Source organism: Stenotrophomonas sp. YJH_SMC_58 (genome assembly GCF_059369635.1).
Genome location: NZ_JCAFSW010000001.1, coordinates 237,144 through 252,338 on the forward strand (window position 1 = coordinate 237,144; position 15,195 = coordinate 252,338).

Consider the following 15,195-nt stretch of genomic DNA (forward strand, 5'->3'; position numbering starts at 1 on the left):
GGCGACCAGCGCAAAAAATCTGCGAGAGACATTAGTTCAACTAATGCCTGACGCGTTCAACCCCTTAATTTTCCGAAATGTTTCGTTGAAGCGTTAGGATCATCCATCACTCCAGCTCACGACTGCGCGATGTTGCACCCTGCCCTGCCACTGAACGCGCTGCGCGCCTTCGAGGCCGCCGCCCGCCACCAGAACTTCACCCGTGCCGCGCTGGAGCTGTGTGTCAGCCAGGCCGCACTGAGCCACCAGATCCGTGGGCTGGAGGACCGGCTCGGCATCCGCCTGTTCCATCGTCTCCCGCGCGGCGTGGCGCTCACCGATGAAGGCGCGGCCCTGTATCCGGTGCTCAACGAATCGTTCGAGCGCATCTCCGCCAGCATCGCGCGTTACACCGGCGGACCTGCGCGTGAAGTGCTGACCCTGGGCGTGGTCGGCACCTTCGCCACCGGCTGGCTGCTGCCACGGCTGGCCGCGTTCGAGGCAGCGCACCCGGACATCGAGCTGCGCCTGCAGACCCACAACAACCGCATCGACCTGGCCGGAGAAGGGCTGGACCTGGCGATCCGCTTTGGTGATGGCGACTGGCAGGGCCAGGCGTGCACGGCGATCCTCGACGCGCCGTTTGCACCGCTGTGCGCACCGGCGCTGGCGCGGCGCCTGAAACAGCCACGCGACCTGGGCACGCTGCCGCTGCTTCGTTCCTACCGCAGCGACGAATGGCCGCGCTGGCTGCAGGCGGCCGGGGTCAGCGGCGTGGAAGCGCGCGGGCCGGTATTCGATTCCTCGTTGACGGTCGCGATGGCGGCCGCCGGTGGCGCCGGTGTGGCCTTGCTGCCGCTGCGCATGTTCGAGCAGGAACTGGCCGAGGGTCGCCTGCTGCAGCCGTTCAGCACCACGCTGGAGCTGGGGCGCTACTGGCTGACGCGGCTGCGATCGCGTGCCGAACGTGAGCCGGCCAGGCGCTTCCGCGAATGGCTGCAGGCACAGGGCGCGTAGGCAGTGCCGGCCGCTGGCCGGCCATCCCTTGATCGTTGTGGGCGCATCGCGCTGCCGGCCAGCGGCCGGCACTACCGGTCAGGACTCGAGCAGTTCCATCCAAGCGGCTTCGGCCTTTTCCAGCTGCGCGGCGGCGGTTTCGCGATCGCGGCCAAGCACGGCCATGCGCGTGGCATCGGCGTAGTTGGCCGGGTCGGCCAGCTGGCGGTCCAGCTCGGCCAGGGCACCTTCCAGCTCGGCCACCTTGGCTTCAGCGGCGGCCAGCTTGTGCGGGTTCACCGGCTTCTTCTGCATCACCTGCGCCACCGGGGCGGTCTTGACCACCACCGGCTCTTCCACCTGTTCCATGCGCGCCTTGGTGCCCTGCGCCTGAGGGCGGGTACGCAGCCACGCGGCGTAGGCATCCAGGTCGCCATCGAACGGCTCGACCACGCCATCGGCCACGCGCCAGTAGGTATCGCAGACCAGGCCGATCAGATGGCGGTCGTGAGAAACCATCACGATCGCGCCTTCGAAGGTGGCCAATGCTTCGGCCAGCGCTTCGCGCATTTCCAGGTCAAGGTGGTTGGTCGGTTCGTCCAGCAGCAGCACGTTCGGCTGCTGCCAGGCGATCAGCGCCAGCGCCAGGCGTGCGCGCTCGCCACCGGAGAAGCCATCGACCGGCTCGAACGCGCGGTCACCCGGGAAGTTCCACTTGCCGAGGAAGTCGCGGAACGACTGGTTCGGTGCGTCCGGGGCGATCTCGCGGAAGTGCTCCATCGGCGACTGGCCTTCGTGCAGCGACTCCACCGTGTGCTGGGCGAAGTAGCCGATCTTCAGGTCCGGGTGCGCCATGCGCTCGCCGACGATCGGCGCCAGCTCGCCCACCAGGGTCTTCACCAGGGTGGTCTTGCCGGCACCGTTCGGGCCGAGCAGGCCAATGCGCTGGCCCGCTTCCAGACCGAAGCCGACGTTGTGCAGGATCACTGCGTCCTTGCCGTAGCCGGCCTCGACATGGTTCAGGCGGATCAGCGAGAACGGCAGCTTGGCCGGCGGCGCGAACTCGATGCGGAACTCGCGCTCGGCGCGCACTGCTTCGGTGCCGGCCAGCTTGGCCAGGCGCTTCATGCGGCTCTGCGCCTGCGCGGCCTTGCTGGCCTGTGCCTTGAAGCGGTCGATGAAGCTCTGCAGGTGGGCGCGCTCGGCCTGTTCCTTCTCGTGCGCGATCTGCTGCTGGCGCAGCTGTTCGGCGCGCTGGCGCTCGAAATCGGTATAACCGCCCGGGTAGAGCTTGGCGCCGCCGCCGTGCAGGTGCAGGGTGTGGGTGGCCACGTTGTCGAGGAACTCGCGGTCATGCGAGATCAACAGCAGGGTGCCGGGGTACTTCAGCAGCCACTGCTCCAGCCAGTACACCGCGTCCAGGTCCAGGTGGTTGGTCGGTTCGTCCAGCAGCAGCAGGTCGCTGGGCATCATCAGCGCGCGGGCCAGGTTCAGGCGTACGCGCCAGCCGCCGGAGAACGAGGACACCGCGCGGTGGTGGGTCTCGGCCGGGAAACCGAGGCCGTGCAGCAGCTTGCCGGCGCGCGCTTCGGCGTCGTAGGCCCCCATCTCGGCCATCTTCGTGTGCGCGTTGGCCACCGCCTCCCAGTCTTCGCGCGCGGTTGCTTCAGCCTCTTCAGCCAGCACCGCAGCCACATCGGTATCCCCGCCCAGCACAAAGCTCAGCGCCGGGTCCGGCAGCGACGGGGTTTCCTGGGCCACGCTGGCGATACGGACCTTGCCGGGCAGGTCGACGTCACCCTTGTCGGCCTCCAGCTCGCCCTTCACCGCCGCGAACAGGCTGGACTTGCCAGCACCGTTGCGGCCGACGACTCCCACCCGGTAACCGGCGTGCAGGGTCAGGTCGACATTGGACAACAGCAGCCGCTCGCCGCGGCGCAAGGCGAAATTACGAAGGGAGATCATCGGGGGAGGGGTCCATATAACCGGATGGAATGTGCTGGTGAGCACTGTTCCTGCGACGTAATTCTAGCGTTAACGAATACTTGACGCGCCCCGGGATGCGCGGCGGCAGGCCAACTCTCTCCCTCGTCGGCCCCGCGCAGCCCCCGGGCCCCACCTCCCGCCGCTGCCCTCTGCCGCTAAATGGTTGCTGCTGCAACGTTTTTTCCTGTTGCAACCATTTGACAGGCACTGAATATCCCGTTAATTCCTGCCTTGCGCACCGCAACAACCGCCGTCCGCCTCACCCCCGTGATGTCGATTCCGGTGCCACCCCCGCCAACCGGAGCCCCATCCCGATGACCCGCAAGACCAGCCTGATCGCCGCCGCCGTCGCTGTCGCACTCGGTGGCTCTCCGTTCGTTGCCGCTGCCCAGCAGGCCGGCACCGCCGCCAACACCCTGGACACGGTGATCGTCACCGGCACCCGCGTGGCCGACCGCACCGTCGCCGAATCGCAGTCGCCGATCGACATCATCACCCCTGAAGTGCTGCAGTCCACCGGCACCAGTGAACTGGCCACCGCACTGTCGCGCGCCCTGCCCTCGCTGAACTTCCCGCGCCCGGCCTTGACCGACGGCACCAGTGGCGTGCGCCCGGCGCAGCTGCGCGGCCTGTCGCCGGACCAGGTGCTGGTGCTGGTCAACGGCAAGCGCCGCCACACCTCGGCGATGATCAACGTCAACGGCAGCATCGGCCGTGGCTCGTCGGCAGTGGACATCAATGCGATCCCGATTGCCGCCATCGAGCGCGTGGAAGTGCTGCGCGACGGTGCGTCGGCACAGTACGGCTCGGACGCCATTGCAGGCGTCATCAACATCGTGCTCAAGGGCAGCGGCCGTGGCGGCAGCCTGGCCGTGGACTACGGCCAGTACTCGGCCGGTGACGGCAACAAGTACCAGCTCTCCGGCGATACCGGCGTCGAGTTCGGCAACGGCCGTGGTCGCGTGCACGTGGCTGGCCAGATCAGCCAGCAGGACGAGAGCAACCGCGCCGGCCCGTACCGCGGCACCACCCCGAACACCGGCAACTTCCCCAGCATCGGCCAGAAGACCTTCATCGTCGGCGACCCGCGCGTGGATGCCACCGCCGCGTCGGCCAACGCCAGCTTCGACTTCAGCGACCACGTGACCGGCTACGCCAGCGCGCTGCTCAGCAACCGCGACATCACCTCGTTCGCGTTCTACCGTTCGCGCAACCACAGCGGGCAGAGCGCGCTGCTGGCGCAGACCTACCCCGACGGCTTCGTGCCGGAGATCAACCAGTATTCGAAGGACCGCTCGCTGGTGGCCGGGGTCAAGGGCAACACCGACAACGGCTGGACCTGGGACCTGAGCCTGAACCACGGCGAGAACACCCTCGACTTCCACACCCGCAACAGCATCAACTACAGCCTCGGCGCAACCAGCCCGCGCTCGTTCTACGACGGCACGCTGAAGTACCAGCAGGACATCTTCAATGCCGACCTGACCAAGTCACTGGACTGGGGCCTGGCCTACCCGGTCACGCTGTCCTTCGGTGGTGAGTACCGCAAGGAAAAGTGGGACCAGAACCCGGGCGAGCTGAACTCGTACACCGGCAGCGGCGCGCAGGGCTTCGCGGGCTTCACCCCGACCAATGAAGTGCATGCGGACCGCCACAACTACGCGGTCTATGCTGGCCTGGAAGCGGACCTGACCGAGAAGTTCTCGGCCGGCATCACCGGCCGCTACGAGGACTACTCGGACTTCGGCGACCGCTTCTCCGGCAAGCTGTCGGCGCGCTATGCATTCACCGACAAGGTCGCGCTGCGGGCCACCGCCTCCAGTGGCTTCCGTGCACCGTCGCTGGCGCAGCAGGGCTACCAGGCAGTCACCAGCCAGTTCCTCAATGGCGTATTCGTCGAGCGTGGCACCTTCCCGACCACCAGCCCGGCCGCGCAGGCGCTGGGCGCCTCGCCGCTGAAGGCCGAAACCTCCACCTCCTACAGCCTGGGCCTGGTGCTGCAGCCGGCCGACCGCCTGTACATCACCGTCGACGCCTACCAGATCGACATCGATGACCGCATCGCATTGTCGTCCAGCATCACCACCAACGCGGCCACCAGCGCGCTGCTGGGCACCCTGGGCCTGCCGCAGGTGACCGCGTTCTCCTACTTCACCAACGGCCTGGATACGCGCACACGTGGCGTCGACTTCGTGTCCAGCTATACGGTGCCGTTCGGCGCCAGCAGCCTGGAGCTGACCGCTGCGTACAGCTACAACGACACCGAAGTGCGCCGCGTCGGTGGCACCCCGCCGGTGTTCGGCACGCTGGGCCTGACCCAGTCGCTGATCGGTCGCGATGAAATTGGCCGCATCGAGGACAGCTACCCGCGCGACAAGGCGATCCTGAGCGGCACCTGGCGTTCGGACCACTGGGAACTGGGCCTGGCCGCCACCCGCTACGGCAAATTCACTGTGCGCAACTCGGCCACCGCGCTGCGCGACCAGACCTACGGCGATGCATGGGTGGTGGATGCCTCGGCCAGCTACAAGCCGAGCAGCAACTGGACCCTGACCGTAGGCGCCGACAACCTGCTGGACAAGTACCCGGACCGCACCGAAGACCTGCAGAACTCGACCTTCGGCATGCTGCCGTACAGCAACTACTCGCCGTTCGGCTTCAACGGCGCGTATGTGTACGGGCGGATCAAGTACACCTGGTAAGGGGTAGAGCCGGCCGCTGGCCGGCAACCCCGGGCCGCGTCTGGAGGAGCGCCCCTTCTTGTTGAAGGGGCGCTCCGAAGGCGGGGGTAGAAGAGAAATGCGTGGGCAAACCCGCCGGCCACGGCACGTGGACGGCGGGTTTGCCGTATCTGGCCGCTTCGGTGAAAATCGGGGTATCCCCCTGCTTTCTGCGAGTGCCGATGCACCATGACACCGACCTGATCAACATCGTTGCCGTTGGCCTGGGGCTCGCCTTCATCTTCGGCGCGCTGGCCAACAAGCTCCGCTTGTCTCCCTTGGTCGGTTACCTGGTTGCTGGCATCTGCGTAGGTCCGTTCACCCCCGGCTTCGTCGCCGACCAGGCGCTGGCCAACCAGCTGGCCGAACTGGGCGTGATGCTGCTGATGTTCGGTGTCGGCCTGCACTTCTCGCTGAAGGACCTGATGGCGGTCAAGGCCATCGCCATTCCCGGTGCCATTGGGCAGATCGCAGTGGCCACCCTGCTCGGCTGGGGCGTGGCCTCGCTGATGGGCTGGCCCGCCATCCATGGCGTCATCTTCGGCTTCTCGCTGGCCACCGCAAGTACCGTCGTGCTGCTGCGGGCGATGGAGGAACGCCGCCTGCTGGAGACGATGCGCGGCAAGATCGCGGTCGGCTGGCTGATCGTGGAAGACCTGGCCTGCGTGCTGGCACTGGTGATGATGCCGGTGATGGCCGGCGTGTTCGGCCCCGACGCGGCCAAGGAATCGCACTCGCTGGGCAGCGTGCTGGCCGACATCGGCTGGACCTTCGTGCAGCTGGGCCTGTTCGTGGCGGTGATGCTGGTGGTCGGGCGCCGGGTCATCCCGTGGATCCTGGAACGCATCGCCGGTACCGGTTCGCGTGAGCTGTTCACCCTGTCCGTGCTGGCGATCGCGCTGGGCGTGGCGTTCGGCTCGGCGATGCTGTTCGGCGTCTCGTTCGCGCTGGGCGCGTTCTTTGCCGGCATGCTGCTCAACGAATCGGAGCTGAGCCACAAGGCCGCGCATGATTCGCTGCCGCTGCGCGATGCGTTCGCAGTGTTGTTCTTTGTGTCGGTCGGCATGCTGTTCGACCCCAACATCATCGTGCAGCACCCGTGGCAGGTGCTGGCCACGGTGCTGATCATCATGTTCGGCAAGTCGGCCGCCGCGTTCTTCATCGTGCGTGCGTTCGGCCACCCGACCAGCACCGCGCTGACCATCTCGGCCAGCCTGGCGCAGATCGGCGAGTTCGCCTTCATCATCGCCGGCCTAGGCGTGGCGCTGCAGATCCTGCCGAAGGAAGGCCAGTCGCTGGTTCTGGCCGGGGCACTGGTGTCAATCATGCTCAACCCGCTGGTGTTCGGCCTGCTCGACCGTTGGCAGGCCAAGCAGGAGCAGTCTCCGCAGGTACCCGAGCCGCCCGAAGCGATCGGCCCGTCGCGCGACCTGCATGACCACGCCATCGTGATCGGCTATGGCCGGGTGGGCAGCGAACTGGCGCAGGTGCTGCGCGACCGTGGCGTGCCGGTGCTGGTGATCGATGACAACAAGGAACACGTCGAGCAGGCGCACGCCAAGGGCCTGGCGGCGATCCGCGGCAGTGCCGCTGCCGACCGGGTGCTGGCCGAGGCCCATCCGGAGCGCGCGAAGATTGCGGTGCTGGCGATTCCGCAACCGCTGGAAGCCGGTGAGGCGCTGGCCAAGCTGCGGGCGATCAACCCGGACCTGACCCTGCTGGCGCGCGCACACAGCGATGCGGAAGTGAAGCATCTGCTGGAACACGGTGCCGATGGCACGGTGATGGCCGAACGTGAGCTGGCGTATTCGCTGGCGGAGATGATCATGTCCACGCCGCCGTACCGGAATCTGGGGCAGCACAGCATTCCGGTGGTGTGAGGGGTGTGGGTGCGGCAGGGCTTGCAGCCCTGCACCTGCCAAGGCAACAGCAAAGGCAAAGGCAAAAGCTGACTATCCGTGGGATGGCGGGGTAGGTCCGGTTGCAGGGGACGCCGTGAATCCGTCCATGGAGGCTCGGTCGCGCCATCCATGGCGCTCACGCCCCTGCAACCGGACCCACCCCGCCTTCGACAGATTCCTGCGATCTGCCGGAACGGCGTTCTGCTCTGGTAGGTGTCGACCTTGGTCGACACGGCGGCGCATGGGGTCAGATCCGTTTTCCGCAGGAAAACGGATCTGACCCCGGAAACAAAAAATCCCCGGTCGACCCGCATCGACCGGGGATCTGGATCGCCACGTTGCCACGCCTTGGAGAGGCAGTTCCACCGTAGCGCATTGCAGCGCCGGTGGTGATCGCCTGTGGCGATGACGACCAAGCGTGTGGCTATCAGGCGCCGGCCAGGGCCTGTTCCAGGTCAGCACGCAGGTCGCCGATGTGCTCGATGCCGATCGACAGCCGCACGGTGTCCTCGCTGACGCCAGCCTTGGCCAGTTCGGCGGCATCCAGCTGGCGGTGGGTGGTCGAGGCTGGATGGGTGGCCAGTGACTTCGCATCGCCGAGGTTGACCAGGCGGGTGAACAATTTCAGCGCGTCAAGGAAACGTGCGCCTGCCTCGCGCCCGCCCGGCAGGCCGAAGGTCAGCACGCCCGAGCCGTGCCCACCCAGATAGCGCTGCGCGGCGGCGTGCTCGGGATCGTCGGCCAGCCCGGCATAGCGCACCCACGCCACCTTTGCGTGTGACTTCAGGAACTGCGCGACAGCCAGTGCGTTGGCGTTGATGCGTTCCATGCGCAGGGCCAGGGTCTCGATGCCCTGCAGGATCAGGAACGCATTGAACGGCGACAACGCAGCACCGGTATTGCGCAGCGGCACCACCCGCGCGCGGCCGATGTAGGCCGCTGGCCCCAGGGCTTCGGTATAGACCACGCCGTGGTAGCTGGGGTCGGGCTGGTTGAGCCGCGCGAAGCGTTGGGGCTGTGCGGTCCAGTCGAAGCGGCCGGAATCGATGATCGCGCCGCCGAGGCTGGTGCCGTGGCCGCCCAAGTACTTGGTCAGCGAATGCACCACGATGTCGGCGCCGTGCTCGAATGGGCGCAGCAGGAACGGCGTGGCCACGGTGTTGTCGACGATCAGGGGCACGCCAGCGGCATGCGCGACCTCCGCAATCGCAGCGATGTCGGTGACGTTGCCGCGCGGGTTGCCGATGGATTCGACGAACACCGCCTTGGTGCGCTCGTCGATCAGCGCGGCGAACGCGGAAGGATCAGCCGGATCAGCAAAGCGCGCCTGGATGCCGTACTGCGGCAGGGTGTGCGCCAGCAGGTTGAGGCTGCCGCCATACAGCGCACTGGAGGCGACGATGTTGTCGCCGGCCTCTGCAATGGTCTGGATGGCATAGGTGATCGCGGCCTGCCCTGAGGCCAGCGCCAGCGCACCGATGCCGCCTTCCAGCGCGGCCAGGCGCTGCTCCAGCACGTCGGTGGTGGGGTTCATGATGCGCGTATAGATATTGCCCGGTACCTTCAGGTCGAACAGGTCGGCGCCGTGCTGGGTGTCATCGAAGGCATACGCCACCGTCTGGTAGATCGGCACCGCCACCGCGCGGGTAGTCGGGTCGGGACGGTAGCCGCCGTGCACGGCCAGGGTTTCCAGTTGCCACTGCGGGTCGCTCATTGCGCCAGGCTCCATCCGGGGAAACCGCCACCATAGGCCAGCCGTCGCCGGCCGCTGAAAGCTGCTGGCGATGACGTCCATACCGGGGGTTATCAGGTTGGCCGCGATTCAGGCAGCGGTCACGGGGCGTTGATAGGCTTCGCCGCCGGGCGCTCCTGCCCGGGCACGGAGGCCCCACGCGCATGCAGCCATCCCCCTGGACACCCACCGCCAACGGCACCCCGACCCAGGTCTTGTTGGTGGAGGACGACCGTCGCCTGGCCGAGCTGGTCAGCGACTATCTCCACGAACATGGTTTCGCCGTGCAGCATGTCGCGCGCGGTGACCTTGCCGGCGCGGCCTGCCGCCAGCATGCGCCCGAGCTGGTGGTACTGGACCTGATGCTGCCCGGCCTCGGCGGCATCGATGTGTGCCGGCAGATCCGCAGTTTCTCCGACGTGCCGATCCTGATGCTGACCGCCTGCGAAGACGACATCGAGCAGGTGCTGGGCCTGGAATCGGGCGCCGATGACTATGTGCACAAACCGATCGAGCCGCGCCTGCTGCTCGCCCGCCTGCGCGCCCTGCTGCGCCGCCGCCATGGCAGCAGCAACACCGGCACACCCAGCCGTCTGATGCATGGCGAACTGCTGATCGACCGCATGCAGCGCGAAGTGCACCTGCACGGTCAGCCGGTCGAGCTGGGCACCACGGAATTCGAGATCCTGTGGCTGCTGGCCAGCCAGCCGGGGCAGATCCTGTCGCGCGACCAGATCCTGCAGGCAGTGCGCGGCATCGGCTTTGACGGCCTGGACCGCAGTGTCGATGTCAGCATCGGCAAGCTGCGCCGCAAGCTCGGCGATGATGCGCGCGAGCCGCGGCGGATCAAGACCGTGTGGGGCCGTGGCTACCAGTTCAATCCGTCGGCCTGGACGGCATGAAGCGGCTGTTCCTGTGGTTGTGGTTTATCACGGGTGCCTGCTTCCTGGTGTCGGTGTTCTTCCTCAACCACATCCTGGACGGCATCTACACGCCCGTGCAGGATCGCGTCTTCGTCCAGCAGGTGCGTGGTCAGGTGTACGCCCTGCGCAGTGGCCTGGCCGGCCTGGATGCCGACCAGCAGCGTGAGCGCCTGCAGCAGTGGCAGCCACACTACGGCATCGCCCTGACCCTGCTCGACAAACCTCCCGCACTCGACGCGCAGGAACAGGTGGCCGTGAAGGCCGATGGTTTCATCGTGCGCGATCAATACCAGCAGGTCCTGCTGCCCATCGAGGGCAGCGATGGCCGCTGGCTGCACCTGCGCCTGCCTGGCGCGGTGCAGATGACGACGTACATGACCATCGCCGCCTACCTCAGCATCCTGCTGCTGGTGGGCGCCAGCCTGTACGCGTGGGTGCGCCTGCTCTGGCGCGACCTGGAAGCGCTGCGCCGGCATGCCGACCGCATCGGTTCGGGCGATCTGCAGGCACGTGCACAGGTCTCGCCACGCTCGCAGATCCGGGTCATCGTCGACCACTCCAACCGCATGGCGGCACGCGTGGCCGAACTGGTGCAGCGCCAGCGCGACCTGACCCATGCGATCTCGCACGAGCTGCGCACGCCGATCGCGCGCGTGGCCTTCGGCCTGGACCTGATGCAGGACAGCGATGACCGCGAACGCCGCGAACGGCTGGCGCAGGGCCTGCACGGTGACCTGGCCGAGCTCAACCGGCTGGTCAGCGAACTGCTGGCTTACGAACGGCTGGAGCATCCCAGCGAGGGCGAGCCGATGCAGCGCATCGAAGCCAATGACTGGCTGCAGGCCTGCCTGGCCGATGCGCGCCGTGATGCCGAACGTGCCGGGGTGGTACTGCGCGTGCAGCCCAGTGCGTTGCCGCGGGTGGATGCCGAACCACGCCTGCTGCAGCTGGCACTCAGCAATCTGGTGGGCAATGCGCTGCGCCATGCGCGTTCGCAGGTGGAAGTCTCGCTGGTCGGTGTCAGCGGCCGCGCCTGCCTGCGTGTGGATGACGACGGTCCCGGCATTGCCGAAGCCGATCGCGAGAAGGTGATGCGCCCGTTCACCCGCCTGGATGACAGCCGCAGCCGCGATACCGGGGGCTTCGGCCTGGGCCTGGCCATCGTCAGCCGCATTGCCGTCCGCCACGGCGGCGAGCTTCGCATCAGCCGCGCCACGTTGGGCGGCGCGCGCATGGAAATGCACTGGCCGCTGGCTGCCAGCTGAACGCCCTTGGGCGCAATTACAGTTGATTACAACTCCCGCACAACTGCGGACGGATCGGTCGCCGGAGTATCGCCACGCTAGCGACCCTGCAGCACTCGCCGGATGCGCGTGCTGCCTTCCTCCCATTGTCGAGAGTTTCCATGTCCCAGCTTCGCCGTTCCCCCGCCCTGCTCTGCTTGGCCCTGTTGCCGCTGTTCGCCGCACCGATCGCCCACGCCAAGGATGACCACTGGACCTTCGAGGTCGCTGCCGGCGGTGGCGTGGCGCCGCGCTACAGCGGCAGCGAGGAGTATCGTGCGACGCCGTCGTTGTCCTTTGATGTCACCTCGCCGGGTGGATGGTTTCTGGGCACCAGTGGCATTGGCTGGGGCACCTCCATCGGCGAGCACACCCGCGTGCGCGCGTATGTCGGCGCCAGCGGCATCCGCAAGGAAAAGGACTCGCTGCTCGGCGGTTCCGACTTCCTGCGCGGCATGGGTGATATCGATGCCCGTCCCCTGGTCGGCATCTCGGCTGGTTATACGCTGGGCGAAGCCGTGCTGAGCGGCTCCTGGCAGTTCACCCGCAAGGACGAGGACAAGGCCGAGAACGGCCTGGCCACCCAGCAGATCCATCTGAACCTGAGCATGCCGCTGTTCGACCTGGCCGGTGGCGTGGTCAGCGGCAGCGTGTCCACCGACTACGGCAACCGCGGCTACATGCAGACCTGGTACGGCGTCAGCCCGGAACAGGCGGCGCGTACCGGCTTTGCCGAGCACAAGCCAAAGGCCGGCCTGGTCAGTGCCGGTGTCGGTCTGAAGTGGAGCCACCGCGTGGGCCGCAACGGCAACTGGTACATCTCGGCCGAAGGCACGCGCCTGCTCGGTGATGCCGCCGACAGCCCGATCGTGCAGAAGGCGAACCAGTTCGGCTTGATGAGCGGCTATACGCACCGCTTCTGAGTGAGCGCCGGGCATGGCCCGACCCACTTCGCAGGAAACGGGGCGCTGCGGCCAAGCAGCGCCCCGTGTGAATCACGCTTTGGCGAACACCAGGCGGCCGCCGTCGTTTCCGACTTCGATGGTATCGCCGTTGACGAAAGCACCGGACAGGATCTGCTGCGCCAGCGGATTCTCCAGCTGCGACTGGATTGCACGCTTCAACGGGCGCGCGCCATAGACCGGATCGAAGCCGACGTTGCCGAGCAGGTCGAACGCCGCATCGGAGACCGCCAGCTTCAACCCGCGCTCGGCCAGCCGCTTCTCCAGCCCGCGCATCTGGATGCGCGCGATCTGCTTGATCTGCTGCTTGTCCAGCGGGTGGAACACCACGATGTCGTCCAGGCGGTTGATGAACTCCGGACGGAAGTGCGCCTGTACCACGCCCATCACCGCCGCCTTCATCTGCGTGTAGGCCTCCGGACTGTCGTCGGCGCTCATGTCCTGGATCTGGTGCGAGCCCAGGTTCGAGGTCATCACGATGACGGTGTTGCGGAAGTCCACGGTGCGGCCCTGTCCATCGGTCAGGCGGCCATCGTCCAGCACCTGCAGCAGGATGTTGAACACATCCGGATGCGCCTTCTCCACTTCGTCCAGCAGGATCAGCGAGTACGGACGGCGACGCACGGCCTCGGTCAGGTAGCCACCTTCCTCGTAGCCGACGTAGCCCGGAGGCGCGCCGATCAGGCGGGCCACGCTGTGCTTCTCCATGAATTCGCTCATGTCGATGCGGATCATCGCGTCGGCACTGTCGAACAGGAATTCGGCCAGCGACTTGCACAGCTCGGTCTTGCCGACACCGGTCGGGCCGAGGAACAGGAACGAGCCGGCCGGGCGATTCGGATCGGACAGGCCCGCACGCGAACGGCGCACGGCATCGGAGACGACCTTGATCGCTTCTTCCTGGCCGACCACGCGGTTGTGCAGCACCTCTTCCATGCGCAACAGCTTGTCGCGCTCGCCTTCGAGCATCTTGTTGACCGGGATGCCGGTCCAGCGCGATACGACTTCGGCAATCTCCTCGTCGGTCACGCGGTCCTGCACCAGCTTGAAGTCCTTGTGCTCGGCCTCCTGGGCCGCGGCCAGCTGCTTTTCCAGCTGCGGCAACAGCCCGTACTGGATCTCGCTCATCTTGGCGAAATCCTGGCGGCGCTGCGCGGCCTCCAGCTCCAGCTTGGCCTGCTCGACCTGTTCCTTGATCTTGGTCGCGCCCTGCAGCGCGGCCTTCTCCGACTTCCAGATTTCATTGAGGTCGGAGAACTCGCGCTCCAGCCCGTCGATGTCGTTTTCCAGATCGGCCAGGCGCTGCCGCGAGGCTTCGTCCTTCTCCTTCTTCAGCATCTCGCGCTGGATCTTCAGCTGGATCACCCGGCGCTCAAGGCGGTCCAGCTCTTCCGGCTTGGAGTCGATCTCCATGCGCAGTCGCGAGGCGGCTTCGTCCATCAGGTCGATGGCCTTGTCCGGCAGCTGGCGGTCGGTGATGTAGCGGTTGGACAACGTCGCAGCCGCGACGATGGCCGGATCGGTGATCTCCACGCCGTGGTGCACGGCGTACTTTTCCTTCAGGCCGCGCAGGATCGCGATGGTGTCCTCCACCGACGGCTCGCCCACGAACACCTTCTGGAAGCGACGCTCCAGCGCAGCATCCTTCTCGATGTACTTGCGGTATTCGTCCAGCGTGGTGGCGCCGATGCAGTGCAGCTCGCCGCGTGCCAGCGCTGGCTTCAGCATGTTGCCGGCATCCATCGCGCCATCGGCCTTGCCGGCGCCGACCATGGTGTGCAGTTCGTCGATGAACAGGATGATCTGGCCCTCGTTCTTGGCCAGGTCGTTGAGCACGCCCTTCAGGCGCTCCTCGAATTCGCCGCGGAACTTGGCCCCGGCAATCAGCGCGCCCATGTCCAGCGACAGCACGCGCTTGCCGCGCAGGCCTTCGGGCACTTCGTCGTTGATGATGCGCTGGGCCAGCCCTTCGACGATCGCGGTCTTGCCCACGCCGGGTTCGCCGATCAGCACCGGGTTGTTCTTGGTCCGGCGCTGCAGCACCTGGATGGTGCGGCGGATTTCCTCGTCACGGCCGATCACCGGGTCGAGCTTGCCGCTCTCGGCACGCGCGGTCAGGTCGATGGTGTATTTCTCCAGCGCCTGGCGCTGTTCCTCGGCATTCTCCGACTGCACGTTCTCGCCGCCGCGCAGCTTGTCGATGGCCGCCTGCAGGCGGGTCTTGTCGGCACCGGCGGCGCGCAGCGCCATGCCCAGCGTGCCGCCGTCGTCCAGCGCCGCCAGCACGAACCACTCGCTGGCAATGAAGGCGTCCCCGTGCTGCTGCGCCAGCTTGTCGGTCTGGTTCAGCAGGCGCCCCAGATCGTTGCCCATCGAGACGTTGCCGGCCTGGCCGGACACCTTCGGCAGCGCATCCAGCGCCTCGGTCAGGCGCTCGCGCAGCACCGGCACGTTCACCCCGGCCTGGGCCAGCAGCGGGCGCGTGCTGCCACCCTGCTGGTCCAGCAACGCGCTGAACAGGTGAACCGGTTCGATGATGCTGTTGTCGCGGCCCACGGCCAACGACTGTGCGTCTGCCAGCGCCTGCTGGAAACGCGAGGTGAGCTTGTCCATCCGCATTGCGAATCCTCATCGGTCATCAGGGCCGGCCCGCGCCGGCGATGCTGGAAAGATGCGGTTGCCCCACCCGGTTTCAAGGGTGGCTGCGACTGCA

The 15,195-nt window shown here is 66.9% G+C and carries 9 protein-coding genes; 6 read left to right on the top strand and 3 right to left on the bottom strand.

Going from position 1 to position 15,195, the window contains the following annotated elements; all coding sequences use genetic code 11:
• Positions 1 to 129: 129 nt before the first annotated feature.
• A complete protein-coding gene (ampR, locus tag AC5P68_RS01050) occupies positions 130 to 996 on the top strand; it encodes a LysR family transcriptional regulator AmpR (RefSeq protein ID WP_164208830.1) in 867 nt (288 codons plus the stop codon).
• A gap of 78 nt (positions 997 to 1,074) precedes the next feature.
• Here ampR and AC5P68_RS01055 read toward each other — a convergent pair whose 3' ends face one another.
• A complete protein-coding gene (locus AC5P68_RS01055; protein WP_033832991.1) occupies positions 1,075 to 2,940 on the bottom strand; it encodes an ABC-F family ATP-binding cassette domain-containing protein in 1,866 nt (621 codons plus the stop codon).
• A gap of 335 nt (positions 2,941 to 3,275) precedes the next feature.
• Between AC5P68_RS01055 and AC5P68_RS01060 the strand changes: the two genes are divergently transcribed.
• On the top strand, positions 3,276 to 5,663 hold the full coding sequence (locus tag AC5P68_RS01060) for a TonB-dependent receptor plug domain-containing protein (RefSeq protein ID WP_049403876.1): 2,388 nt from the start codon (positions 3,276 to 3,278) through the stop codon (positions 5,661 to 5,663).
• Positions 5,664 to 5,863: 200 nt separating this feature from the next.
• Complete coding sequence (gene ybaL, locus AC5P68_RS01065) at positions 5,864 to 7,561, top strand: YbaL family putative K(+) efflux transporter (protein WP_032958934.1); 1,698 nt, start codon at positions 5,864 to 5,866, stop codon at positions 7,559 to 7,561.
• Between the two features lie 448 nt (positions 7,562 to 8,009).
• Here the strand turns inward: ybaL and AC5P68_RS01070 are convergent, their stop codons facing one another.
• Positions 8,010 to 9,296 (bottom strand): O-acetylhomoserine aminocarboxypropyltransferase/cysteine synthase family protein, encoded by a 1,287-nt coding sequence (locus AC5P68_RS01070; RefSeq protein ID WP_005410771.1) that lies wholly within the window; start codon positions 9,294 to 9,296, stop codon positions 8,010 to 8,012.
• Positions 9,297 to 9,478: 182 nt separating this feature from the next.
• Between AC5P68_RS01070 and AC5P68_RS01075 the strand changes: the two genes are divergently transcribed.
• The 3 genes from AC5P68_RS01075 (at position 9,479) to AC5P68_RS01085 (ending at position 12,443) form a co-directional block, all read left to right on the top strand.
• Positions 9,479 to 10,216, top strand: coding sequence for a winged helix-turn-helix domain-containing protein (locus AC5P68_RS01075; protein ID WP_005414287.1), 738 nt, complete (start codon positions 9,479 to 9,481; stop codon positions 10,214 to 10,216).
• A complete protein-coding gene (locus AC5P68_RS01080; protein WP_049403882.1) occupies positions 10,213 to 11,502 on the top strand; it encodes an ATP-binding protein in 1,290 nt (429 codons plus the stop codon). Before AC5P68_RS01075 ends, AC5P68_RS01080 begins: the two co-directional genes overlap by 4 nt.
• Positions 11,503 to 11,642: 140 nt before the next feature.
• A complete protein-coding gene (locus AC5P68_RS01085) occupies positions 11,643 to 12,443 on the top strand; it encodes a MipA/OmpV family protein (protein WP_049451218.1) in 801 nt (266 codons plus the stop codon).
• Positions 12,444 to 12,515: 72 nt separating this feature from the next.
• On the opposite strand, the gene clpB is transcribed toward AC5P68_RS01085, so the two are convergent.
• Positions 12,516 to 15,101, bottom strand: a complete 2,586-nt coding sequence (clpB, locus tag AC5P68_RS01090; RefSeq protein ID WP_012481080.1) for an ATP-dependent chaperone ClpB — start codon at positions 15,099 to 15,101, stop codon at positions 12,516 to 12,518.
• Positions 15,102 to 15,195: the final 94 nt, after the last annotated feature.

Bases quoted from the DNA above. Each gene is read 5' to 3' on its own strand.
- ybaL (WP_032958934.1), top strand. From the start codon at position 5,864: ATGCACCATGACACCGACCTGATCAACATCGTTGCCGTTGGCCTGGGG.
- ampR (WP_164208830.1), top strand. From the start codon at position 130: ATGTTGCACCCTGCCCTGCCACTGAACGCGCTGCGCGCCTTCGAGGCC.
- AC5P68_RS01075 (WP_005414287.1), top strand. From the start codon at position 9,479: ATGCAGCCATCCCCCTGGACACCCACCGCCAACGGCACCCCGACCCAG.
- AC5P68_RS01080 (WP_049403882.1), top strand. From the start codon at position 10,213: ATGAAGCGGCTGTTCCTGTGGTTGTGGTTTATCACGGGTGCCTGCTTC.
- AC5P68_RS01070 (WP_005410771.1), bottom strand. From the start codon at position 9,296: ATGAGCGACCCGCAGTGGCAACTGGAAACCCTGGCCGTGCACGGCGGC.
- AC5P68_RS01060 (WP_049403876.1), top strand. From the start codon at position 3,276: ATGACCCGCAAGACCAGCCTGATCGCCGCCGCCGTCGCTGTCGCACTC.
- clpB (WP_012481080.1), bottom strand. From the start codon at position 15,101: ATGCGGATGGACAAGCTCACCTCGCGTTTCCAGCAGGCGCTGGCAGAC.
- AC5P68_RS01085 (WP_049451218.1), top strand. From the start codon at position 11,643: ATGTCCCAGCTTCGCCGTTCCCCCGCCCTGCTCTGCTTGGCCCTGTTG.
- AC5P68_RS01055 (WP_033832991.1), bottom strand. From the start codon at position 2,940: ATGATCTCCCTTCGTAATTTCGCCTTGCGCCGCGGCGAGCGGCTGCTG.